Source organism: Vibrio lamellibrachiae, assembly GCF_050337265.1.
In the GTDB taxonomy this organism is placed as follows: domain Bacteria; phylum Pseudomonadota; class Gammaproteobacteria; order Enterobacterales; family Vibrionaceae; genus Vibrio; species Vibrio kyushuensis.
The window spans coordinates 485,041-506,675 of record NZ_JAKJSU010000004.1 but is presented as its reverse complement, the minus strand read 5'-3'; the positions used below and the strand labels follow the sequence as shown (position 1 = coordinate 506,675).

17 protein-coding genes are annotated in these 21,635 nt (G+C 41.8%); 8 read left to right on the top strand and 9 right to left on the bottom strand.

Annotated elements, in window-relative coordinates:
• Positions 1-133 precede the first annotated feature (133 nt).
• Complete coding sequence (locus L4C54_RS02520) at positions 134-1,726, top strand: BCCT family transporter (protein WP_428801670.1); 1,593 nt, start codon at positions 134-136, stop codon at positions 1,724-1,726.
• Between the two features lie 86 nt (positions 1,727-1,812).
• Here L4C54_RS02520 and L4C54_RS02515 read toward each other — a convergent pair whose 3' ends face one another.
• Both L4C54_RS02515 and L4C54_RS02510 read right to left on the bottom strand, forming a co-directional pair.
• A complete protein-coding gene (locus tag L4C54_RS02515) occupies positions 1,813-2,517 on the bottom strand; it encodes a hypothetical protein (RefSeq protein ID WP_428806970.1) in 705 nt (234 codons plus the stop codon).
• Positions 2,496-4,265, bottom strand: coding sequence for an ABC transporter substrate-binding protein (locus tag L4C54_RS02510; RefSeq protein ID WP_428806969.1), 1,770 nt, complete (start codon positions 4,263-4,265; stop codon positions 2,496-2,498). Before L4C54_RS02510 ends, L4C54_RS02515 begins: the two co-directional genes overlap by 22 nt.
• Positions 4,266-4,439: 174 nt before the next feature.
• Here L4C54_RS02510 and L4C54_RS02505 point away from each other — a divergent pair, with 174 nt between their 5' ends.
• The 5 genes from L4C54_RS02505 (at position 4,440) to L4C54_RS02485 (ending at position 9,074) form a co-directional block, all read left to right on the top strand.
• Positions 4,440-4,658 carry a hypothetical protein gene (locus L4C54_RS02505; protein WP_428801673.1) on the top strand — a complete coding sequence of 73 codons (219 nt, stop codon included), beginning with the start codon at positions 4,440-4,442 and terminating at the stop codon, positions 4,656-4,658.
• Between the two features lie 179 nt (positions 4,659-4,837).
• Complete coding sequence (trmY, locus tag L4C54_RS02500; protein WP_428806968.1) at positions 4,838-5,437, top strand: tRNA (pseudouridine(54)-N(1))-methyltransferase TrmY; 600 nt, start codon at positions 4,838-4,840, stop codon at positions 5,435-5,437.
• Positions 5,438-5,608: 171 nt separating this feature from the next.
• Positions 5,609-6,607 (top strand): ABC transporter substrate-binding protein, encoded by a 999-nt coding sequence (locus L4C54_RS02495; protein ID WP_428806967.1) that lies wholly within the window; start codon positions 5,609-5,611, stop codon positions 6,605-6,607.
• Positions 6,607-7,953, top strand: coding sequence for a GGDEF domain-containing protein (locus L4C54_RS02490; protein WP_428806966.1), 1,347 nt, complete (start codon positions 6,607-6,609; stop codon positions 7,951-7,953). Before L4C54_RS02495 ends, L4C54_RS02490 begins: the two co-directional genes overlap by 1 nt.
• 101 nt (positions 7,954-8,054) lie before the next feature.
• Positions 8,055-9,074, top strand: a complete 1,020-nt coding sequence (locus L4C54_RS02485; RefSeq protein WP_428806965.1) for an adenosine deaminase — start codon at positions 8,055-8,057, stop codon at positions 9,072-9,074.
• 72 nt (positions 9,075-9,146) lie between these two features.
• Here the strand turns inward: L4C54_RS02485 and L4C54_RS02480 are convergent, their stop codons facing one another.
• On the bottom strand, positions 9,147-10,508 hold the full coding sequence (locus L4C54_RS02480; protein WP_428801678.1) for a DEAD/DEAH box helicase: 1,362 nt from the start codon (positions 10,506-10,508) through the stop codon (positions 9,147-9,149).
• A gap of 329 nt (positions 10,509-10,837) precedes the next feature.
• On the opposite strand from L4C54_RS02480, the gene yihG reads away from it, so the two are divergent.
• Positions 10,838-11,731, top strand: coding sequence for a 1-acylglycerol-3-phosphate O-acyltransferase, YihG family (yihG, locus tag L4C54_RS02475; RefSeq protein WP_428806964.1), 894 nt, complete (start codon positions 10,838-10,840; stop codon positions 11,729-11,731).
• A gap of 379 nt (positions 11,732-12,110) precedes the next feature.
• Here the strand turns inward: yihG and cspE are convergent, their stop codons facing one another.
• The 4 genes from cspE to L4C54_RS02455 form a co-directional block, all read right to left on the bottom strand.
• Positions 12,111-12,320 carry a transcription antiterminator/RNA stability regulator CspE gene (cspE, locus tag L4C54_RS02470; RefSeq protein WP_017033441.1) on the bottom strand — a complete coding sequence of 70 codons (210 nt, stop codon included), beginning with the start codon at positions 12,318-12,320 and terminating at the stop codon, positions 12,111-12,113.
• 278 nt (positions 12,321-12,598) lie between these two features.
• Positions 12,599-15,448, bottom strand: coding sequence for an Hsp70 family protein (locus L4C54_RS02465; protein ID WP_428806963.1), 2,850 nt, complete (start codon positions 15,446-15,448; stop codon positions 12,599-12,601).
• Between the two features lie 49 nt (positions 15,449-15,497).
• The gene (locus L4C54_RS02460; RefSeq protein ID WP_428806962.1) at positions 15,498-17,444 is read right to left on the bottom strand and encodes an Hsp70 family protein; all 1,947 of its coding nucleotides are present in this window, start codon (positions 17,442-17,444) and stop codon (positions 15,498-15,500) included.
• Positions 17,444-18,076 (bottom strand): DUF2760 domain-containing protein, encoded by a 633-nt coding sequence (locus L4C54_RS02455; RefSeq protein ID WP_428801682.1) that lies wholly within the window; start codon positions 18,074-18,076, stop codon positions 17,444-17,446. The genes L4C54_RS02460 and L4C54_RS02455 overlap by 1 nt, the downstream gene beginning before the upstream one ends.
• A 441-nt stretch (positions 18,077-18,517) precedes the next feature.
• Here L4C54_RS02455 and ggt point away from each other — a divergent pair, with 441 nt between their 5' ends.
• On the top strand, positions 18,518-20,272 hold the full coding sequence (ggt, locus tag L4C54_RS02450) for a gamma-glutamyltransferase (RefSeq protein WP_428806961.1): 1,755 nt from the start codon (positions 18,518-18,520) through the stop codon (positions 20,270-20,272).
• Between the two features lie 109 nt (positions 20,273-20,381).
• Here ggt and L4C54_RS02445 read toward each other — a convergent pair whose 3' ends face one another.
• Together L4C54_RS02445 and L4C54_RS02440 are read right to left on the bottom strand one after the other, a co-directional pair.
• Positions 20,382-20,888: an SRPBCC family protein gene (locus L4C54_RS02445; RefSeq protein WP_428806960.1), complete on the bottom strand. Its 507-nt coding sequence runs from the start codon at positions 20,886-20,888 to the stop codon at positions 20,382-20,384.
• A gap of 81 nt (positions 20,889-20,969) precedes the next feature.
• A complete protein-coding gene (locus L4C54_RS02440) occupies positions 20,970-21,617 on the bottom strand; it encodes a TetR/AcrR family transcriptional regulator (RefSeq protein WP_428806959.1) in 648 nt (215 codons plus the stop codon).
• Positions 21,618-21,635 lie beyond the last annotated feature (18 nt).

Below are 21,635 nucleotides of genomic sequence, written 5' to 3'. Positions count from 1 at the left end.
TTTAACGATGTAAACTGTTACCCTTCTCGCGAAAACTCATAAGTATATCCGTGCAAATTGTTTAGGCCACTAAGGAAGTAGTGGCTTTTTTATAGCACCAAATTTGGATGTACGCCGTAACTTGAGAGGGAAAATGTCACACGTTAAAGATAAATATAGTATTGAGAATACCGACTATACCGTTGGTCAAGATAACGTACAAAAATGGGGCTTCGATATTCATACGCCTGTTTTTGTCATTAGTGCAGGTCTAATCCTTTTATTCCTTTCTGTACTTTTAGTCGTCGAACCGTCCACTGCAAAATCCTCACTAGACAGCATCAAATGGGCCATCATTGATAAGTTTGATAACCTTTTCATGTGGTCAGCCAATATATTCGTCATCTTTTGTGTCGGTCTAATCTTTACACCCTTTGGAAAAATTCGCCTTGGTGGAGAAGATGCTAAAGCAGAACACTCTAACCTGTCTTGGATAGCCATGCTTTTTTCAGCGGGTATCGGCATTGGTTTAATGTTCTACGGAGTTGCAGAGCCAGCTGCATATTTCACAGATTGGTATGGCACCCCGCTTGGTGTTGAAGCGTATACCGAAGAAGCTGCTAAGCTCGCTTTAGGTGCAAGTATTTTTCACTGGGGTATCCATGGCTGGGCAATCTACGGTATCGTAGGTTTGTCACTGGCACTGTTTGCGTACAATAAAGGTCTTCCTTTGTCGATGCGCTCAGTATTTTACCCGCTACTAGGTGACCGTACTTGGGGCTGGTTTGGCCATGTGATTGATATCATGGCCGTGCTTGCAACTTTATTTGGTTTAGCAACCTCTTTGGGCCTAGGTGCTCAACAAGTAACAAGTGGTATAAATCACGTATTTGGAACTGACGGTAGTCTCGGTTTGCAAATGGCAGTGATCGCGTTCGTTACTATGTTTGCAATTCTTTCGGTTGTTCGTGGTATCCATGGCGGCGTTAAAGTTCTGAGTAACCTGAATATGATCCTTGCATTCGGCTTACTGATTTTTGTTGCTCTGATTACACTGTCTGTGACCCTTTCAACTCTGCCTGTCGCGTTGATGGGTTATGTAGAAAATATCATTACAATGAGCAATCCTATCGGGCGTGAAGATCAATCATGGATGCACGGTTGGACCGTATTCTACTGGGCTTGGTGGATCTCATGGTCACCATGTGTCGGTATGTTTATTGCCCGTGTTTCTAAGGGTAGAACGGTAAGAGAGTTCTTAACGGCTGTGATAATTATTCCAACAGCAATTACTTGGGTATGGATGTCAGTGTTTGGTGGCGTAGCGCTTGATCAAATCGCGAATCAAGTGGGTGAGCTAGGTGCTAATGGGTTGACGGATATTTCGTTGGCTTTATACAGCACATTTGATGCACTTCCTATGGCTAATGTTTTGTCTATATTCTCAATTGTATTGATCATGGTATTTTTCATTACATCATCTGACTCTGCGTCACTAGTTATTGATAGCATTACTTCAGGTGGTAAAGTTGATGCGCCGGTTCCACAACGAATCTTCTGGGCAGTTATTGAAGGTTCAATTGCTGCAGTACTGCTGTGGGTTGGTGGAACAGAAGCCATTCAGGCTCTACAAGCCGGTACCATTTCTACAGCGTTGCCATTTACCTTTATTCTGCTAGTGATGTGTGTAAGCTTAGTGCTTGGCCTTCGTTCAGAAATGACCCACTATAAATTTGCAACAGCATAATATATAGAAAGTTAAACAGAGAATAAAAGGAGTACGTTGTACTCCTTTTTTAATGCGTAAAAACAAATGCTAATGGCTAAAAGTAATCAGTTTTTAAATGACATGCTGATTTCACCATTAGAAAGCATGGTGTCTATTGTGATTTGTAAGGCGTTTACATCACGAAGCGTGATTGATTTATTGCAGGCAAGATACTTGATATCGGTAAGAAAAATGAACGGTGAAGATGATATGGGAATATCTAATTCATTAGAGAGTGTGGTAGCAGAACGAATGTCAGAGAGCCAAAAATCTACTCCCTCTCTTCGTAACATCCGAATGCCATCTTCTAGATCCTTCGTCAGCATAAGGTTGAACCCTTGCTTTTTCATCTCCTGTGTTATGGCGTAACCTTCATAGGCAACGATTTTATCGTAGACAGCATCTCGGATTGTAAACAGTGTGTGATCAGTAGAGTCCTTACTGTACAGTGCGTATTGGCTGATGGCGACAGGGCCAATCCAAACAAAATCTGCTTCAATCAGCTGTGAGCGAGCAACAGGAAATGAGCAGGTGTTTCGTCTTAGTTTTGAAGACTTCAGCGCCCTTGGTTTTGGAATATATTCAATATTGTAATCTATATTCGCGCGGTGGAAAATTTCCGTAATTGTGTGATAAGTGATTCCACTATTAGGGTTTCCCTCCTTGTTCACCATTGGAGGTGAATAAAAAGTATTCAGAAGAAGAGGTTCCGCATGGCTCAGTGTACTAGCGATGAGCAAAGTAAAGATTAGCGAACATCGATATTCCATAGTTTATAAACCTCTGAAAGTGGAAGCGTCACACCTTGCTGTTTTTCAACTATTTCTTTCCACGGAGCTCCGGGTTTATTAAGCCAAACAGTTGGATCTGAGATCATATTTAATTTTGGTGAACATTGGCGCATGGGAATAGCAGATAAAGACTGCATGTGTTGGTCAAACTTACTGGCTAGCTTGAATAGGGTCTCTTTTGCAGTAATATCCCCATAAAGATACTCACCGATGTGTTGCCACCACATTGCGGCCATTGTTGAGTAATCTGGAATATTAACTCCAGAAGGCGTCCATACATTTTTAGCATCACTTTGATAAAATTCGACGAGGCCACCTAAACCCTTTTGCATTGCAGTGAAAGCGGGTGATTGAATATCTGAGTGCCGTATAGGTGTAAATCCGTTCAATAGCTTATCAAAAGTTACTGTTTTCGAAACAGTGAATTGTGCATATAACCACGCCGCCTCTTTTTGTCGATCGGGTGTTGAATGAAGAAACGTCCAGGAACCAGCGTCTTGGTAACCAGATTTCATTCCTTGTTTCCAATATTTACCACGAGGAGAAGGGGCTAATCGCCATAAAGGGTCGCCATTTTCATCAATGACTTTGGAGTCTTCATCAAGCAATATTGGCACAAACGCGCTATACCAAAAGATTTGCTGCGCCACCCTTCCTTGTGAAAGAAATTGAGCGGCTGTTCGAAAAGTAAGTGATTTTGATTCTGGAGGAGCATAGTTTTCTAGCCAAAATTTATATTTTTCTAGAGCATAAATAGCAGCAGGGCTATTTAATGCACCGCCACGAGTAACACTAGCGCCTACAGGAATGCATTCTTCAGCACGGATTCCCCAGTCTCCGACGGGAAGACCACTTGGTAAACCTAAATCATTAACACCTGCAAGACTTAGCCACGAGTCTGAGATTCTCCATCCCAATGAAGGCTCGTACTTAGCGTAATCAAAGTGTCCCCAAATACGTTCACCGTCGATTTCTTGAATGTCATAAGTGAAGAACTGTGCAATATCTTCATAAGCTTGCCAGTTCTGAGGCACAGCTAATTCATAGCCATATTTAGCGTGAAATTTTTTTTGAAAGTCGGGGTTAGAAAACCAATCATGTCGATACCAATATAAATTAGCAAACTGCTGGTCTGGGAGCTGGTAGATAGTGCCCTGAGCATTTTTAGTAAATTCGATACCTATAAAATCGTCAATATCGAGTGTTGGTAACGTAATATCTCGCCATTCATTTTCTATAAAATCAGACAGTGGAACGACTTTTCCGGTTCGAATATGCGTACCAATAAAATCACTGTCATTTATGTAACCATCATAAATATGTAACCCAGAGTTCATTTGAAGTTGAAGGCGCTTAACGAGATCATCTTCACCAGTAATTTCGTGGCTGACTTGAATTCCAGTAAGTTGAGTAAATATTTTCGCCAAATACTGAGATTCATATCGATGCGTTGGAATATCTTCAGATATCACTGTGACTTTAGTTCCTTTATACGCTTTGGCTGCCTCCTTAAACCATTCGAGTTCGGCGTTTCTCTCGGTAACGTTGAGAGATGAGTTAATAAAATGTTTAGTAACGTCGTTGACAGTAAGTGGAGCATCGGAATTTGAAGACGAAACAGGGGTAGGTACGAACAGAACCAACGAGAAGCCTAAAGCAAAGATTCTCCCTTTGGTTGAGCAGAATTGGGTTAAGCCATGTATAGGTACAGACCGACGTAGTTTCATGCTCGTGTAAACCTTTATATAACCCAATTGTTAGTTTTGAGTTTAGTACAGATTAATTAGAGGTGATGCCGAGTTAGTAATTATAGCTGTACTGTTTTTTTATACAGTTATTTCTTGTGTATTTTCATACAGTATCTATACTGGTTATAGGTACAGTGTTATTTGAGGTGAAATATGTTGTGGGAAACCTTAGAGCGAGTAAATCGCTTACGACAAGAAGCTTTAAGCAACCAAGCATTTGTCGACTCAGCAAAAGAGCATGAACAAGCTTTGCAAACTGAAGAGTGCATAGAAAATAGAAAGTCACTGCGTAAAAAGGGGAGGGTGAAAGCTCTTTCCCAAGTGTACCAGCAAACAGAGTTTGGCTTTAACCCATCTGATATAGAGCACTAATTAAACTGAAACTAAAGGCCTCTCAGAGTATCTACTGAGAGGCTGCTATTGTCTATTTTGCTCGTTATCTTAGAACTACTCTGGTGTTTCCGGTTATTGTCTGTATGGTATCCTCTTTCCCTAAAGTTCAATTGATAATGGGTCCACCCTTTATCTGAAATAGCCTAAAGAGTACCAATATGAGAGCATTCGTTGTTCGAGCTAGAGCCGCTTCAACAGACAAAAATACATTCCTAGCCTCAGTAGGAGAAGAAGCACATACAGAGATTCTGGCCCATGTGTTAATGAATGCTATTTTTACTGCTCAGTCTCACCGTGATGACGTAGAGGTGTTTTTGGTAATAGAGAGTACTCAAGATTTTTCTAGAACCGTTCGTTTTCAATCCAGTGAGCTTCGCAATATTGGTGGCTTTCATGAACAAGCACTGATTAATAAAATTGCTAATGCTCTAGGAGCATCCGTAGGCATGGATAAAGAGCAACTGCGCGAGGTCGAACCGGGTATTACTGTTGAAACAGTAAGTTTTGAGCGTTTAGTGCAAAGGCTTGCTGAAACATATCAGCTCTACCTTTTAGATAAAAAGGGAGATTCAGTTCGTGAGATTGAACTATCCCATGATGCTTGTTTTTTATTAACAGACCACATCCCGATGCCAAAGAAGTCTTGGAATAGTTTGAAAAGATTAAATACACAAAAAATAAGCTTAGGGCCAAAAATGCTCTTTGCATCTCAGTGTATTGTATTGATTCAGAATGAACTGGATATCCAATTAGGTTAATCAATTTATCCTAAATAATTCTATTGAAGGGCTGTGTCTGGGTAATCCAGAGCAGCCTTTTTTATTGAGTAACCTGTTAATATATTAAATATTATCCATTAAAGGTTTTTGCTTTGTAGATTGGACTATAGTTAATTTACTATTTACCGAATGGACATAGGTATAGTTCGAATGAAAACTAAAATGGGGTTGGCAATCGTCTGTGTTTTAGTATCAGTTTACGCACTGTTTTATCAAATTTATCCTTCTAATAAATCGTCAAATACAGCCGATAGGGAGGTTGTGAAAATTGCGGTTTCTCAAACACCGTTATCCTCTCCTTTTATCGTCGCACAACACCTAAATCTGTTCGATAAATCTAATTTTAACATCGAACTCATTCCTTGTTCTGGTGGTGTTGCGTGTGCCCAGGCGTTATTCAACAGTGAAGTTAACTTTGCTACTGCGTCTGAATCTGTGGTTATGTTCGAAAGCTTTAATTATGACGATATCTCTCTGGTTACCTGCTTTGTGGATTCAGGCAACGATATCAAGTTACTGGCTCTAGAACATAGTAATATTAGTAAAGTCAGTGAATTAGAAGGGAAAAAAGTCGGTATTGTTAAAGCAAGCGCAAGTGAGTTTTACTTTGATTCATTATTGATTGCTAACAATCTAAAAGCGATGCCGGTAGAGCGTGTCTATTTGCCTCCGCAAGACCTCAACCAAGCTCTTACTACAGGGGAGGTTGATGCTATCTCTGTTTGGGAGCCATATGGCTATCTATTGATGTCCTCTTCTGAAAATGTTGTTGATCTAAGTTTGGAGGGGATTTATCACTTAACCTTTAATCTATTAACTAGAGAGTCAGCAGAGCTGCATCATTTGGAAAGCTCGATCCATATTTTGACAGTATTGGAAGACGCGATTCAGTGGATGAACTCGAATCCTCAAAAGTCCCGGGAAATTGTAGCAGGGGCGCTCGATATACCCCAATCCCAATTGGAGTGGTCTTGGCAAGATTACACATTTCGTTTATCAATTGGTAATGCACTATTATCGAACCTTCAGTTGCAGGCTAGGTGGGCTTTGGAGGCAAATCTTGTTCAGGGAAAGGTACCCAATTATCGAAATGTACTCGATTCCCAAGCCTTGGAGTTTGTACTTCGTAACCCATTGAGTGTGAAGTAATGAAATCGATATTAAGTAAATTAAATTTGCTCGTATTTTGTTCTGTTTTACTTGTCGGTATTGTTTCGACTTCTCTATGGAGTATAAAAGAGGAGCAACAAAGTAACGATCAGCGTTTAGCTAATATCCTACAGATACAGTTAGGCATTGATATGCTGCGCAGCCAACTATGGGTATTTTTGCAGTATGAGGATAAGGCGAGCCTAGAGCAGGTATATATCGCCCAACAAAGCCTGTCTGAAAATTTGAGTAATCAGAATGATTTTATTGCTTACATCAAAAACCTACAACGGATGAATCACAGCTTAGCGATTTTGTTACGGCAAGAAAGGTCACAGGATTTAAATCGAACTAGTCCCCTAGATAATGCCTTTTCTAACTCTCCCCTAGTTGACTGGGAGTCTCGGGAGTTGCTCCATTCTCGTTATAATATGATTGCACAGAGTATGGGAGAAGAGCTATTTCATTTACAGCAAGAGGTACATGTTAGCAATCGTCTTCAGCAAGAAAAAGCGCTAGCAACTACTGCATTAATATTGCTTTTCTTTTCTGGGTTAGTCAGTTTAATCGCGATACTTATATTCAAACAATTTAAAGTCGGTCAGGGTGTTATTAGAGAGGGGATACATAAATTATCTATCGGTGACTTGGATAGTTTGATTACACAACCAAAATTGGCAGAAGAGTATTCGATATTGGTGAAGTTCTTTAATGAAATGAAAGTCTCTTTGCAGAGGCATATAGTAACTAAGGATGAACTGGAGCAAGAGGTGAAACTAAAAACATCCGCTCTTGTACATCAAACGGATCAATTACGTTATTTATCGGAAAGAGATCCTTTAACTGGTGTATTGAACCGAAGAGCCTTCCATCAACAGTTAGAGCAAGAAGTAGAGAATGCCAATAAGGCGAGTACGGTATTTGCTCTCCTATTTATTGATTTGGACAAATTTAAGGTCATTAATGATACCAAGGGGCACCATATCGGAGATGAAGTGCTCGTGACATTTTCTGCTCGATTAAGATCGAATATTAGGCCCTCCGACATTATCGGAAGGTTAGGTGGAGATGAGTTTGTCATATGTTTAAGTGGTCTACATGATGAGAAAAATATAGAGCGGAAAATAACCAGTATATTGGAAGCGTTAGATCAACCGATGGAGATAGAAGGAGAATCTATCTCTATGAAGTGCAGTATTGGAGTAAGTTATTATCCAATTCAATCGAAAGACATAAATGAAGTATTGGATTTAGCGGATCAAGCTATGTATGAGGCTAAAAAGCAGGTGGAAAGTAGCTTCTATAGTTCCTACTTAAGGCATGCAACACAAAACAAAGTAGGCTAATTACTTTGCACCTATCAGTATAACTAAAATCATTATGTGAAATAAAATGAGACTTAGCTAAGCTATTAAGAACGATAATAAAAATAAAGCTAGGAGTATTTATGGATCAAAAGTCATTTATTAAGGACTTACCAAAAATTGAATTACACCTGCATATCGAGGGCTCGTTGGAGCCTGAAATGATGTTTGAATTGGCAAAAAAAAATAGTATTCCCCTTCCGTTTAGTACTCCAAAAGCTGTCAAAGAAGCCTACGAGTTTGATGACCTACAATCATTTTTAGATATCTATTACCAAGGTGCTAATGTACTTATCCATGAACAGGACTTTTATGACCTAACATGGGCGTATTTGTTGCGTTGTAAGGAAGATAATGTGATTCATACTGAGCTGTTCTTCGATCCACAAACCCATACGGAACGCGGCATTGAGTTTGGTGTCGTGGTGAATGGGATAGATCGAGCATTAAAAGATGGGCAATCTCAATTAGGGATCAGCAGCCAATTAATAATGTGTTTTTTACGCCACTTGGATGAGGCTTCTGCGTTTGAAACCCTAGAACAGTCTCTTCCTTATAAAGATAAAATCATTGCAGTAGGGCTTGATTCGTCAGAAGCTGGGCACCCACCAGAAAAGTTTAAACGAGTATTTGAGCAGTCATTGCAACATGGTTATAAAACAGTCGCTCACGCGGGAGAAGAAGGGCCTGCTAGCAATATTATCGATGCACTAGTCTTATTGAATATTTCTCGGATAGATCATGGTGTTCGCTGTGTGGATGACAAAGTACTCGTAGATCAACTGATTAAGTCAAGAGTTCCGCTTACGGTATGCCCTTTATCAAATATTAAGTTGAAAGTATTCGAGTCAATGAAACATCATAATATCGTGGAGCTATTGGAAAAGGGGCTATGTGTTACGGTGAACTCAGATGATCCAGCTTACTTTGGTGGTTACATGAATGACAACTTTTTTGCGATAGCAGAGAGTATTTACGTCACTAATCAACAGCTCGCTCAGTTTTCATATAATGCAGCGGAAGCCAGTTTTGTCGACGACACTCAAAAAACAGAGATGAAAGCTTTAATTACAACTTACGTAGAAAAGTGTTCGTTACTATAAGAAAAGAGAATAATAAACAAAAAAGCGGTGAGATAACTCACCGCTTTTGAACTAAAACTAGTTAATTACGACCTAGCTAGGTTTGTTACTCTGTTGTGGTTTTTTAAACTGGCGACGTTTTGGTTTGTTCGCAGCACCACTTTCAGATTTATTGCCACCTACATGACGCTTATTTTTTCCTGCTGGTTTATGGCCTCGAGCGTTATCACCAGAGCGTTGCCCATCTGCGTGGTTGCTTTTTGGCTTCTTAGGCTTTTTAGCTTTAATTGGTCGAGTATCTAATCTCGATTCCGGCAGAGTATTTTGTGGCTTGAAACCTTCCAGTTCATGACGAGTCAGTAGCTGCTTAATGAGACGCTCAATACCAAACAGATCGGCTGCTTCATCAGCACATACTAAAGATATCGCTTTGCCCACTTCACCCGCGCGGCCAGTACGACCAATTCGGTGAACATAATCTTCAGAGATATTAGGTAGATCAAAGTTAACAACTTGAGGTAGTTGTGGGATATCGATGCCTCGAGCTGCAATATCTGTTGCAACCAATACTCGGATCTCACCTGATTTAAAGTTTGCTAAAGCCTTGGTTCTTGCCCCTTGGCTCTTATTGCCATGGATAGGAGCAGAAGTAATACCCTGATCATTTAGGTAGTGAGACAGTTTGTTTGCCCCATGTTTAGTTCGGCTAAAGACTAAAACTTGTTTCCAATCTCCATCTTTAATTAGCTTCACAAGCATTGGTGCTTTTTGCTTTTTATCTGCAGGGTAGATGCACTGCTCGACAGTTCTTGCCGTTGAGTTTGCAGGGCTAACTGAAATCTCAACTGGATTATTTACTAAGCCCTTTGCCAACTCTTTTATTTCGTCAGAGAATGTCGCTGAGAACAGTAGGTTTTGACGCTGTTTTGGTAACACATTTAGGATTTTACGGATATCGCGAATAAAGCCCATATCAAGCATGCGGTCAGCTTCATCAAGAACAAGAACTTCAAGTTGAGAGAATCGCACTGCTTTTTGATTGAACAGGTCTAGTAGGCGGCCTGGTGTTGCAACAAGCACGTCACAGCCTTGGCGCAGTCTCATCATTTGTGGGTTAATCTTAACACCACCAAATACAACCGATGAACTTAAAGGAAGATGCGCGCTATAGCGCTCTACATTTTCATTGATCTGCGCAGCAAGTTCACGTGTTGGCGTAAGAATAAGAGCACGAACGTGATTGCTTTTCACTTTAGGGCCGTTAGTTAAGCCTTCTAAAATTGGAAGAGTAAAGCCGGCTGTTTTACCTGTCCCGGTTTGCGCTGCTGCCATAACATCTTTACCTTGAAGCACAGCCGGAATTGCTTGTGCTTGGATAGGGGAAGGTGTGTCGTAACCTTGTTCTTTAATAGCTTTTAAAATTGGAGCAGATAGACCGAGTGAGGTAAAACCCATAAATATGATTCTCAATTAACAATGAAAGTAGCTTACCAGCCGCATATGATGATCAATGTAACTAACAGCTATTAATAGAATAGGGCAGTTAGCGCCAATTTGAACAAAAAGCAAAAAACAGTTTTGCTTGAGGCGACAAAAAGTGCGCCATTTTGAGGCTTTTGGTCTTGAACATCAACCGATATTTACCGAACTCACAAAACAGTCGCTATAGATATGAAGAGGAAATTTATTTTGGGAGTCGTTGACGAAAGAAGAAATTATCAAACTATTACGATTTCAAATCATTAATGGTTATAATGGTGTTTTAGTCTTTAGAAATTATAGTAATGTTTGAAAATCTACGCCTTGTTCTGTTTGTTTTACTGGTCACTATTAATACCGCTATTACCGCATTAGTTGTCGGCTTATTGGCCCTAGTAAAAATTATATTGCCATTTCCAATTGTTAAAGTAACTTTTACGCGTTTAGCTAATAGCCAATTTTGGTTATGGGCCACGTTTAATCTGTGGATGCTTAACACGAATAATAAAATCGAGTGGACAATAGAAGGGCAAGAGGCGTTGTCTAAGCAACATTGGTATTTAATGATGTCGAATCATATCAGTTGGGCTGATATCGTCATTGTTTCATCTGTATTGAAAAATAGAATACCGATGACTAAATTCTTTTTAAAGCACGACTTACTTTATGTTCCTTTTGTTGGACTGGCATGCTGGGGGCTCGACATGCCATTTATGAAGCGCCACTCTAGAGAATATCTATTGCGACACCCCGAGCGTCGCAATGACGACTTTAATGCGATCAATAAAGCGTGTGAAAAATTCAGCTATGTTCCAACAACATTAGTAAACTTTGTTGAAGGCACTCGTGCGAATCAAGAAAAACTTGAAACGGTTAAGACCCCTTATCAGCATCTATTACGACCAAAAACAGGTGGAGTTGCATTTGCTTTGAACGCAATGGGCAATCTTTTAGATGGTATTGTTGATGTCACATTGGCTTACCCTGAGAATCAAAGCTCTCCGTTTATTGACCTACTAAAAGGTCGACTAACCAGTGTCGTTGTTCATGTGAAGGTTCACCCTATGAACGAAGATGTTTCAGGCGATTACTTTAATGATAAAGCGTTTAAGCGCCGCTTCCACAAATGGCTTGATACACAGTGGAAAGAAAAAGATGAATACTTAAAAACAGTATATGGGACAAAGAAAGACTCTTAATAATACTGCTCCTAGGGTTATAGTTTTCAAACAGTTGTATTAAATGGTCGATTTGCTATCAGGCAATTCGGCCTTTTTTATTGTCAGAACACAGCAGAACTAATAAGTATAAATATGACAGGGTAGAGTGATGTATTTTACTGGCGACTTATTCTATCAGGGAAGTTAAACGATAAAGCGGGTTGTTTTTTATAGCGAATTGAAAGGTTAGAGAGCGTTGAGATACAGTGGTTATGGAGGAGCTGTAGTGATCAGCTACCAAAACTAGATTAGATAAAGAAGTGTTGGTAATAACTTATTAAAGTAAATAGCTGCTATTTAAAACAAAAAAATGCAGGCCTAGGCCTGCATTTTTAATATTCTGTCAAAATCGACAAGCTTATAGACAAACAACGTTTGCAGCTTGAGGACCTTTTTGACCTTGTTCAACGTCAAAAGAAACCTTTTGACCTTCAGCAAGAGTCTTGAAACCGTCAGAAACGATTGCACGGAAGTGAACGAATACGTCAGCGCCGCCGTCGTCTTGAGAAATAAAACCGAAACCTTTAGTTTCGTTGAACCATTTTACGTTACCAGTTGCTTTAGACATGATGTCTCCTTAATTTTCAAAATAATTCGCAAAAATGCAGTTGTAGCCAATAGAATCATTTATGTGGTGTAGCGATATATTACAGGAAAGACTCCATGAACAAGCTGGTAAGCCGATGCTCGAGGATTTTCAAATACATAACACGTCATTCATATAAATAGGTCTGATATCAGGCCGAAACGAATACTAGCACACTCAAAGGGAATGTGGAGTGTTTCTCAAAAAATAATTAGAAAAAAGCACTCCGAGGGTAATGAATATGGTCACTTGGTTAATATTTAACTAGTTATTAATCGAAGACCATGAGGTAGCGCATCGCCAAATATTCGCTTGGTTTCGCTATCCGATAATTCGGTTATTTCTTGAACTAATTTAATCCAAGATTCGGGTACTTTACTCTTATTTAATTTCATTAATACGTCAGCTCTAAAGTCGTCTGAAATATCAAATAAGCGGTCGCCTGTTTTACGACAAATCATCACCGCCGCAAAAGCGATCATTGGCTCTTTTTGCCAGTTTTGTTCAAGCAGCGTTGGCAGCCATTGTTCAGCTTGCTCGCGAGGAATAACTGTATGTTGACTACCATACAAAGGTGTTCTTGACGCTAAACGGCCAAATGCCCACCAGTGTGCTTGTTCAAATTGATTATGATTAACTGCTTTACTAACAAACCAACTTGCCAATAACACCTTATCTTCCACCTCTAGATGCTCTAATGATGCAGCAAGGCGTACCATCGACTCATAACCGTGCTCTTGCGCCATCTGAGCTGTTTTTGGATTCTTCATCGCCCCAGGGTGTAGATATTTGGCAATGTCGGCTAAGATTGTTTCTTGTTGCTCTTGGTTTAGTCCACCCGCGACGCGACGCCAGAACACCCACCAATCGGTCCAACCTTGATGGTTTTGAAATTGAATATTTTGTTGATACAAAGGCCAGATCTGGTCCATACGCCAGCTATCGGTTGCTTCACCGAAACCAGGTCTCATTGCAAACCCAGCAAGACGTAGCCAATTCTTTTCATGGGACTCAGAGCGACGTCGACGCTTACGTCCTTGTGCCAAGCTATCAAATAGATGACGTAAAGTCGCGAAATCCCACTGGTCACGCTTTCCCAATGACTTTTCGAGTGTCTTTGTGAGTGTTTTTATCTCTTTATTATCAGCACTTTTCTTATTACCACTATAAAGACGAGTAATGAGTTCTTTGCACTCAATAAGTTTCGGGCTCAGTTTATGCTCTTCACTCTCTTCTGATGATTGGTTACGAACTTCAAATTCTAAGTTCCATCGTTGATCATTATTAACGCCTACACACTCAAGTTGCAGTGTGCCGACTTCAGTCAGTTGGCAGGCTAATTGAACCTCGACACGCTCTTTTTGATTTTCATGCAACTCTTTGTCTACTACATCAGGGGACGTTTGCTTACTTTCTAGCGTTGTAATGTAAGGAGGCAAAGGCGAAAATAGATCAGCATCCACATCCGTTAACAGACCATTCTGAGCGGTTGTATTATTAGAAAGCGTATCGTGAGTAGAGGTGAGCAAATTAAAGCGTACAGGTTCACCAAGTGTGAGTGAGAACTTGCGGCCAGTTAGGCGAATTTCTTGACCTTCTTCTGTCCCTTTAGCCAATAAACATAGAGCTTGGTTCTTCTTGTTTTTTTGCTCCAAATGCAAAAAATAAGAGCGAGCTGAACCGCCACCAATTTTAAGTTGCGCGCCACGTCTTGCTTTGGCAAAAGCAACAGCCCCTAAAGCGACTGATAAGTCAGGATGAGGGTTATCAAGTAAAGTTATGGAGGAGCCTCGCCATTGTTCTAACAGTGACGTCATGCGATTGGTGACCAGTTCACTGTTAAACACACCACCGTTAAGAAGTAACGCTACAGGAATTGCGGGTTCTGACGTCGATTCTTGGCTGTAACTTTCTTCTGCGTAAGAAAGAGCAGAGTGAGAGACTTGTTGATGCTGAGACAAAAATTGCGCCAAATGTTTACTAACCGCTGGGTCTGAGACATAAGGTAATCCAAACTCGACCACCGCACTTCGTCGCTTGTCGGGTATTTGATTGAAGTCACTGAGCGGAAAAAATCCATCAAGTGCGATTTGGTGAACTTCTTGCTTGGTTAGGTTAACGCTTTTTGTGCCGCCTAATAGCTTAGAACCACTGCCGAGCATGGTGATCTTCATTTCGTCAGGCGCATTCGCTGATAACAAATTCTCTTTTGCTCTACGCGTTTGTTGAATGAGTTTAGTAAGGCCCGCAGCGGTCAGCTTTTTTGATTGATTAAAACGCTGCTCAGCAAGATGTGCCAAAGCTAAATCAAGGTTATCGCCACCTAGCATTAGATGATCGCCTACACCTATGCGATTGAGCTCTAGTGGGCTATCGTCATGAACTTTGGCTTCAATTAAGCTCAAATCAGTCGTACCGCCACCAACATCGCAGACAAGAATAAGAGGTAACTCTTTAAGCTCTTCATCAGCGGTATCTTTATGTCGAGAATGCCAGTCATAACAAACGGCTTGTGGCTCTTCGAGTAAAATAATAGCGTTGAGGCCAGCCAGTTTAGCCGCTTCTATGGTGAGTTTTCTTGCTGACTCATCAAACGAGGCAGGGACGGTGACAACAACATCTTGTTTTTCGAGCGGATTACTTGGGTTACGGTGATTCCATGCAAGACGAATGTGATTGAGATAACTTGCACTGGCAACAATTGGAGAGACTTTATCTACATCCGTCGCACCAGCCCAAGGAAGGATCTCTGAGCTTCTGTCTACCGCTTGATGTGAAAGCCAACTCTTTGCACTGGCAACTTGTCTACCTTCTACTTTCGCACCAAGCTCTCTTGCCCATTCACCGATGATGACCTGTTCAATATCGCCTTGTACTAGGCTATCTTGCCAAGGTAGGGTGATGTCTGACGGTGATATCTGCCCCACAGCGGGGTGATAGCGAAAAGATGGAAGAAGAGGTTTTCGAACCACTTCTCCGGGGCCAACAAGTTGATCAATGTCGAAAAGAGACACGGGGGCTTGTTCTAATTGATCAGTATTCTCACAATAGGCGACAACCGTATTGGTTGTACCAAGATCAATACCAACAAGAAAACGCGATGATGCCATGTGCAGACCTTAGATAGAGAAACGGCACCTTTGTAGATGCCGTTTTAGATTACTGTGTTAGCTCGTTGGATGTTGAGTCTTCTCGAACATCAAATTCGACGTGCCACTTTTGCCCATTGTCGGTTGCAATAGCTTCTAGGTATAGAGTACCGAGCTCAGTTACTCGAGAAACCAATGTCACGGGAACGACTTCACCTTCACGGCGACCATCAGATGCAGGTAGTGTCACCTGTATTTCTGGTAGCTCGTCCAGTTCGCTTGGTGCCCAATGATCTAAGTGAGTTCCAGCAACGTCTTCACGTCGTGTCGTCGAACCAAAGAATTGGAAGTGGACAGGTTGACCAATCACAAGACCAAATTCTTGGCTTGGTACTTGAGCCACTGAACCTTCTTCCATGCCAAAAGGAGCAATACACAATGCTTCCATTGGGGGAGCCATTCCTGGGATTGCAGGCATAGCGCTTTCAATGCCCACATAATAGCTAGAGGCGATGCCACCACGAATACGCACACCTTGTCCGTTACGAACGCTGGCGTAGTATGCAGCACCACTTGCAACGGCGAGATCCAAATCAAGACCGGAGAGTGATTTTGCTTGTGGTTGATCTGCTTTTGATAGCCATGCATTAATGGTATCGCGCAGTCGGTTTGCTAGCAGCTTCGATTTCAACACACCGCCATTAAATAAAATAGCGGTCGGTTTAATAAAGTTTTGTGCGACAGGCTCGTTTAGCATACCTGGCATTCCAGCCATGTTAGCAAACGGGTCAAAGCTTTGTTCAGCCGCTTGGTTCTCTAAACCTTTATTTTGGGCGTTAGCTTGCTTAGTCAAAAACGCAGCAATATGGCGAGTGATACCGGCATCTTGTGCATACGGCAAGCCCATTTGTGTTAGTGCACCGCGAGGCTTTTGAACCGGATGCTCAGAGACGTCAATGCTAGGGAAGAAACCGTCAACCAGTGTTTGCTGAACTTCTTGTTGAGTGAGCTCTGTTTTTAGCGTTGCGCCTAGAAGTTTTGAACCTCGGCTTGGTACTACGATAGGAACTGATTGCAGCTCACCATCATTAAGAAGGGCTTCTTTCGCGTCACGGCATGCGTGCGTCATCGCTTGAACCTGCCAAGGCGCGAGCTCTTTGCCTTCTTGAGCCAACTTCATTTTCAAACGATAGGCGAGGGCAAGATCCATATTGTCGCCACCAAGCAAAATATGCTCACCAACGGCAATACGGTTCAATGATAAGTTACCATCATCTTCAGTCACTTCAACTAACGATAAGTCAGTGGTACCACCGCCAACATCGATAACGAGAACTATGTCGCCAACATTCACTTCATCACGCCATGCATCACCGTTATTGTTGATCCATGAGTAGAGGGCAGCTTGTGGTTCTTCAAGAAGAGTCAGCTGTTCAAAACCTACATTACGTGCAGCTTCTGCGGTTAAATCTCTAGCAGCTGGGTCAAAAGAGGCTGGAACCGTGATCGTTACATCTTGTTGTGAGAGCGGTGACTCTGGATGGCTATGATCCCACGCTTGTTTCAGATGCTCTAAATAAAGCTCTGTTGCTCGAAGCGGAGATACTTTTTCAACATCTTCAGGGCTTCCTGCGGGAAGAAACGCACTACGTCGGTTCACACCACCATGGCACAACCATGATTTTGCACTCGCAATCAGACGGATAGGGGTTTTTGCGCCAAGATTACGGGCAATAGCACCAACGAGCGCTGTTGGTTCAGTCGACCAAGGCAGAACACGTGATGATGGGTTCATTTCGTGCTCATGAGGTTGGTATAAAAATGAACCAAGCTGATTTCTGTTTTCAACCGTTCCCGGCGCTGTAAGCTGCGGAATGGCAAGAACGTGAACTTCAGGCTGAGTACTTGCGTCTGATTGGTCTTGGTTTTCAGTATAAGAAAGCACGCAGTGGGTAGTACCTAAATCGATACCGACGCTAAATATTGCGGCTTGATCATGTGACTGTTGGTTTTCCATTACAGCTCTACCTCAGCAGGGGCAATAATTGAAGCATCGTAATTTTTAGCAAGCTTTGGCAGGGTCATATCAGTTGCTTTCCAACCTTTATGAACCAGTGTGCCCGTAAATGGCGCAGAACCAGTCACGTTGCCCGTTAAGCGAACTTGCTGAGCATTGAAGCCTTCTTCAATGGTTATACGAGTTTCTTCTTCTTCCGTGCGTATCGACGTTAGTGATACGTAGTCATTCAATACCTTCTGGCCGCCAGTATGAATAACTCGAGCAGCCGCCCCTACTTCTTCATCAGAGAATGAGGTTAGGTCTTCTTTTAGGAAATCAATCAAGCGAGCTTCTTGCTGCATGATAGATAAAAGCTGCATTGCTGAGTCAGTTGAAGCGGTGGCAAGTTTGGATTCTACTTCAACCACTTTCTCGATGATTTTTTCTACTTCAACGATCTTTTCAACTTCAATGATCTTTTCTACTGGTTTTTCAACTTCGACGATTTTCTCAACTGGCTTCTCAACCACTTTTTCGACCACTGTCGATTTACGAGAAACCGCAATCAGTAGTAACAGAACGCTCGATGCTGCTAAACCTGTATGAAGCATATCGATTGTTTGAGGAATCATATTAATATCAAAGTTCATAACGAATTCTCTTTGGTGGTTATATTTAAGGTGAGCTATTCACCTTTGGCACGGTTACTAGTTCATCTTTAGCTCTAATACGTTAAGCATAACTGTATTTCTAACGTATGACGTGAGGGCTAGATCATGCCGAATGTATGTAGTTAATGGTGGCGGATATTATCACATTCAAGCTTTATGGCTCGACAAAACGCAGGATTGACCAGTGATTCAGACCTAATTGATGAGTTTTTAAACACTTCTGAGTGTGAAGATCCGTTTGGCAGTAGATTTCATTGTCTAGTTGTTAAGATCTATAGCCGAATTACATTCAAGACTGAAGTCAGATAACAAAACGAGAGGATTGTTGTATGAAAGCGGATGGTTATAGTGGTTGATTTGGTATAACGGTATCTAGCATCAAACCTCAGTAGCAGGGATATAACAATAATAAGGAATCATATGTTGAAACAAACTTTAATAGCGTTAAGTGTGATGTTAGCTTCATCTTCGACTTATGCCACGTCTCCGGTCGCGGATGTAGCAGACAGCGTGGCTCCCGAGTTTACCAGTGCCGTGTCTGAAAAGCAGAGTGTAATTGCTAATAAGTACATGGTGGCAGCGGCGCACCCTCTCGCTGTAGAGGCGGGGTATGAAGTTCTTAAAAACGGTGGCTCAGCGGCGGATGCATTGGTTGCTGTTCAAACCGTATTGGGTTTGGTAGAACCTCAATCATCTGGCTTAGGTGGTGGGGCGTTCTTAGTCTATTACGATGCGAAAAATGAAAAAATCACAACGTTTGATGGCCGTGAAACAGCGCCTTTAGCTTCAAAACCAGAGCTGTTTCAGGATGAAAATGGCAAACCGCTCAAATTTTTTGATGCCGTCGTCGGGGGACGCTCCGTCGGAACTCCCGGTACGGTAAAACTACTTTCAACAATGCATGAGAAATACGGTCGCAAAGAGTGGTCCGAATTATTGCTGCCTGCAAAAACATTGGCGATGGATGGCTTTTCTGTTTCTGAAAGAATGGCTTCTTCCATTGCCAGAGATAAGGAGAGGTTGAGTCGTTACCCAGATACGAAAGCGTATTTCTTTACGCCGGATGGTCAGCCCCTGCAGGAAGGGCATCTTCTCGTTAACAAGCCTTATGCGAAAACGTTAGATACTATTGGGAAAGAGGGTGAGGCTGCGTTCTATTCTGGGCAGATTGCGAAAGATATCGTCGACAAAGTGACGGGTATTAAAAACAACCCTGGTTATCTAGCGCAGGAAGATTTCACTACGTACAAAATTAAGGAACGAGACGCAACATGTGTTGCTTATAGGCAATACGATGTTTGCGGTATGGGACCACCGAGTTCAGGCGCACTCACTGTTGGGCAAATATTGGGCATCGCCAGTCATTTTGATTTGAAAGGGATGGGGCCGAATGATCCACAGTCTTGGCAAATCATAGGTGATGCGTCTAGGTTAGCGTTTGCTGATAGAGGCCGGTACATCGCAGACACCGATTTTGTGCCAATGCCAGAAGGTTTACTTGACCCTGCGTACCTAAAAGCTCGGGCAGGACTTATTACTAAAGGTAAGGCTCTGACAGAAGTTACTCCGGGGAATCCACCATGGCAAAGTAAATTGGCGTTAGCTGATGATCAATCGATCGAACTTCCGTCAACCACCCATATTGTGATTGCAGATGCCGAAGGTAATATTATTTCTATGACCAGTACCGTAGAGAACGGTTTTGGCTCGCGAGTCATGAGTAACGGCTTTATTTTGAATAATGAGTTAACAGACTTCTCTTTTGCCTCGCACAGTAATGGCCTTCCAATTGCTAACCGAGTAGAGCCGGGGAAGCGCCCAAGGTCGTCCATGGCGCCAACCATCGTGTTTGAAAATGGTAAACCGTACATGGCAGTCGGGTCACCGGGTGGATCTCGTATTATCGGCTATGTAGCAAAAACGCTGATTGCTCACTTTGATTGGGGTATGGACATTCAAGACGCTATCAATATGCCAAATATGGTTAATCGTTTTGGCACCTTTGATGTAGAAGAAGGAACAGATGCCGTACGCTTCAAAGAGCCACTGGAAAAGATGGGATTTAAAGTCGATGTCCGCGATTTAAACTCGGGGCTACACGGTATCGTCTTCAGTGATGGAACACTCATTGGCGGCGCAGACCCAAGACGAGAAGGCGTTGCAATGGGGGATTAACTTCACATTGCATACTATTGTACCAAACCGCCTATGAGCCGAGTGCTTTAATATGTCTGAAGGTAATGGTGTTAAAGCACACGGTGGTTTTAGCTTGTGGCGGGATGAATTATCCCGTCACAATAGCCGACAGTTTTTCATTACTTGGCAGTTTTTTACCTATGCGCTCACCTGTTACACAATGATAAGCCAAGCCGCTGAGTAGTTTTTGGAAAACACCTTTCATCACTGGGCGCATGATAAAGTGTCCCATAAACTGACCTAGTGGGCCGCCTTTCACCACAAAGTCTGATGACATGAATATTTCACTTGTGTTCGCATCAATGGCTTTAACCCCCATTTCAGCTTGCATGCTTTTTAAAGGCAGAGAATACTCTGAGAGTACCATTGTGAAACTCTGGCCTTCTTTGTACTCAATGATCTCTTCAATAAGGCTTGAACCATCATGAAAAGTACACAGTCGTTTTGTACCAAGTCCTGACTTTATGTTACCAATAATTTGGGATGATTCGATTGTCGTTGCGAATCGCTCAACGCTGCTATAATCCGCCAGTACTTGCCATATATCTTCCGCAGGGATATTTACTTTAATTGATTTTTCCGTGTGATGCGCCATTACAATATTCCTTCATTTTCGGTTATCAGTGTTATTCGAATTTTAGATTTACAGTTTGATTATTTGCTCGGTCTTAGATGCTTATGTTGCTTTTAATCCAAGCAAGATGACTTCAATAGAGTCTGTGAGATCTTTATCAAAATCAGGTCTCATCATCATGAATTCCTCTTGCTGATATATCTTGATCAGCGCGTCATTATGAGAGTTCGCAGCCCACGCGTTTGTCATTGCTGCGAAACTGAGATTTAAGAACTTAAAGGACTTCTCTTCCTGAAACTCTGGGTAAACATTGCTTATTTCCATTGATAATCGATACAGAAGATCTTTGGACAGTGTTTTAAATTCATGTAGTTGTTCGTATGAACTATTCTTCTCAAGCGAGATAAATAGGATTGGGGTTAAATCCATAAATTGTGGGTGAGACTTTACGGTTTTGACCCAGCTTCTTGAGAATTCGCTTATGTCTGGATTCATCCCTAAACTCTGGAGTTGTTTACAGCAATCGGTAAACCAACCTTCAAACAATTCAGCAAAGATATTCAAAAAGATCTCTTCTCTAGAACTGAAGTATCGGTACATGTTTGATTTAGTGAATCCCGCTTCAGTTGCAATGCCGTTAAAGCTGACGTTGTCGTATCCCTTTTGTTTAAAAAGGGTAAAAGCGGCATTAAAAATTGCTTCTTTACGCTCGTTCTTCTTGTCGTCAGTTCTTGCTCGTTTCCAGTTCATGCCGGTTTCCAGTTTATA

Bases quoted from the DNA above. Each gene is read 5' to 3' on its own strand.
- L4C54_RS02520 (WP_428801670.1), top strand. From the start codon at position 134: ATGTCACACGTTAAAGATAAATATAGTATTGAGAATACCGACTATACC.
- L4C54_RS02515 (WP_428806970.1), bottom strand. From the start codon at position 2,517: ATGGAATATCGATGTTCGCTAATCTTTACTTTGCTCATCGCTAGTACA.
- L4C54_RS02510 (WP_428806969.1), bottom strand. From the start codon at position 4,265: ATGAAACTACGTCGGTCTGTACCTATACATGGCTTAACCCAATTCTGC.
- L4C54_RS02505 (WP_428801673.1), top strand. From the start codon at position 4,440: ATGTTGTGGGAAACCTTAGAGCGAGTAAATCGCTTACGACAAGAAGCT.
- trmY (WP_428806968.1), top strand. From the start codon at position 4,838: ATGAGAGCATTCGTTGTTCGAGCTAGAGCCGCTTCAACAGACAAAAAT.
- L4C54_RS02495 (WP_428806967.1), top strand. From the start codon at position 5,609: ATGAAAACTAAAATGGGGTTGGCAATCGTCTGTGTTTTAGTATCAGTT.
- L4C54_RS02490 (WP_428806966.1), top strand. From the start codon at position 6,607: ATGAAATCGATATTAAGTAAATTAAATTTGCTCGTATTTTGTTCTGTT.
- L4C54_RS02485 (WP_428806965.1), top strand. From the start codon at position 8,055: ATGGATCAAAAGTCATTTATTAAGGACTTACCAAAAATTGAATTACAC.
- L4C54_RS02480 (WP_428801678.1), bottom strand. From the start codon at position 10,508: ATGGGTTTTACCTCACTCGGTCTATCTGCTCCAATTTTAAAAGCTATT.
- yihG (WP_428806964.1), top strand. From the start codon at position 10,838: ATGTTTGAAAATCTACGCCTTGTTCTGTTTGTTTTACTGGTCACTATT.
- cspE (WP_017033441.1), bottom strand. From the start codon at position 12,320: ATGTCTAAAGCAACTGGTAACGTAAAATGGTTCAACGAAACTAAAGGT.
- L4C54_RS02465 (WP_428806963.1), bottom strand. From the start codon at position 15,448: ATGGCATCATCGCGTTTTCTTGTTGGTATTGATCTTGGTACAACCAAT.
- L4C54_RS02460 (WP_428806962.1), bottom strand. From the start codon at position 17,444: ATGGAAAACCAACAGTCACATGATCAAGCCGCAATATTTAGCGTCGGT.
- L4C54_RS02455 (WP_428801682.1), bottom strand. From the start codon at position 18,076: ATGAACTTTGATATTAATATGATTCCTCAAACAATCGATATGCTTCAT.
- ggt (WP_428806961.1), top strand. From the start codon at position 18,518: ATGTTGAAACAAACTTTAATAGCGTTAAGTGTGATGTTAGCTTCATCT.
- L4C54_RS02445 (WP_428806960.1), bottom strand. From the start codon at position 20,888: ATGGCGCATCACACGGAAAAATCAATTAAAGTAAATATCCCTGCGGAA.
- L4C54_RS02440 (WP_428806959.1), bottom strand. From the start codon at position 21,617: ATGAACTGGAAACGAGCAAGAACTGACGACAAGAAGAACGAGCGTAAA.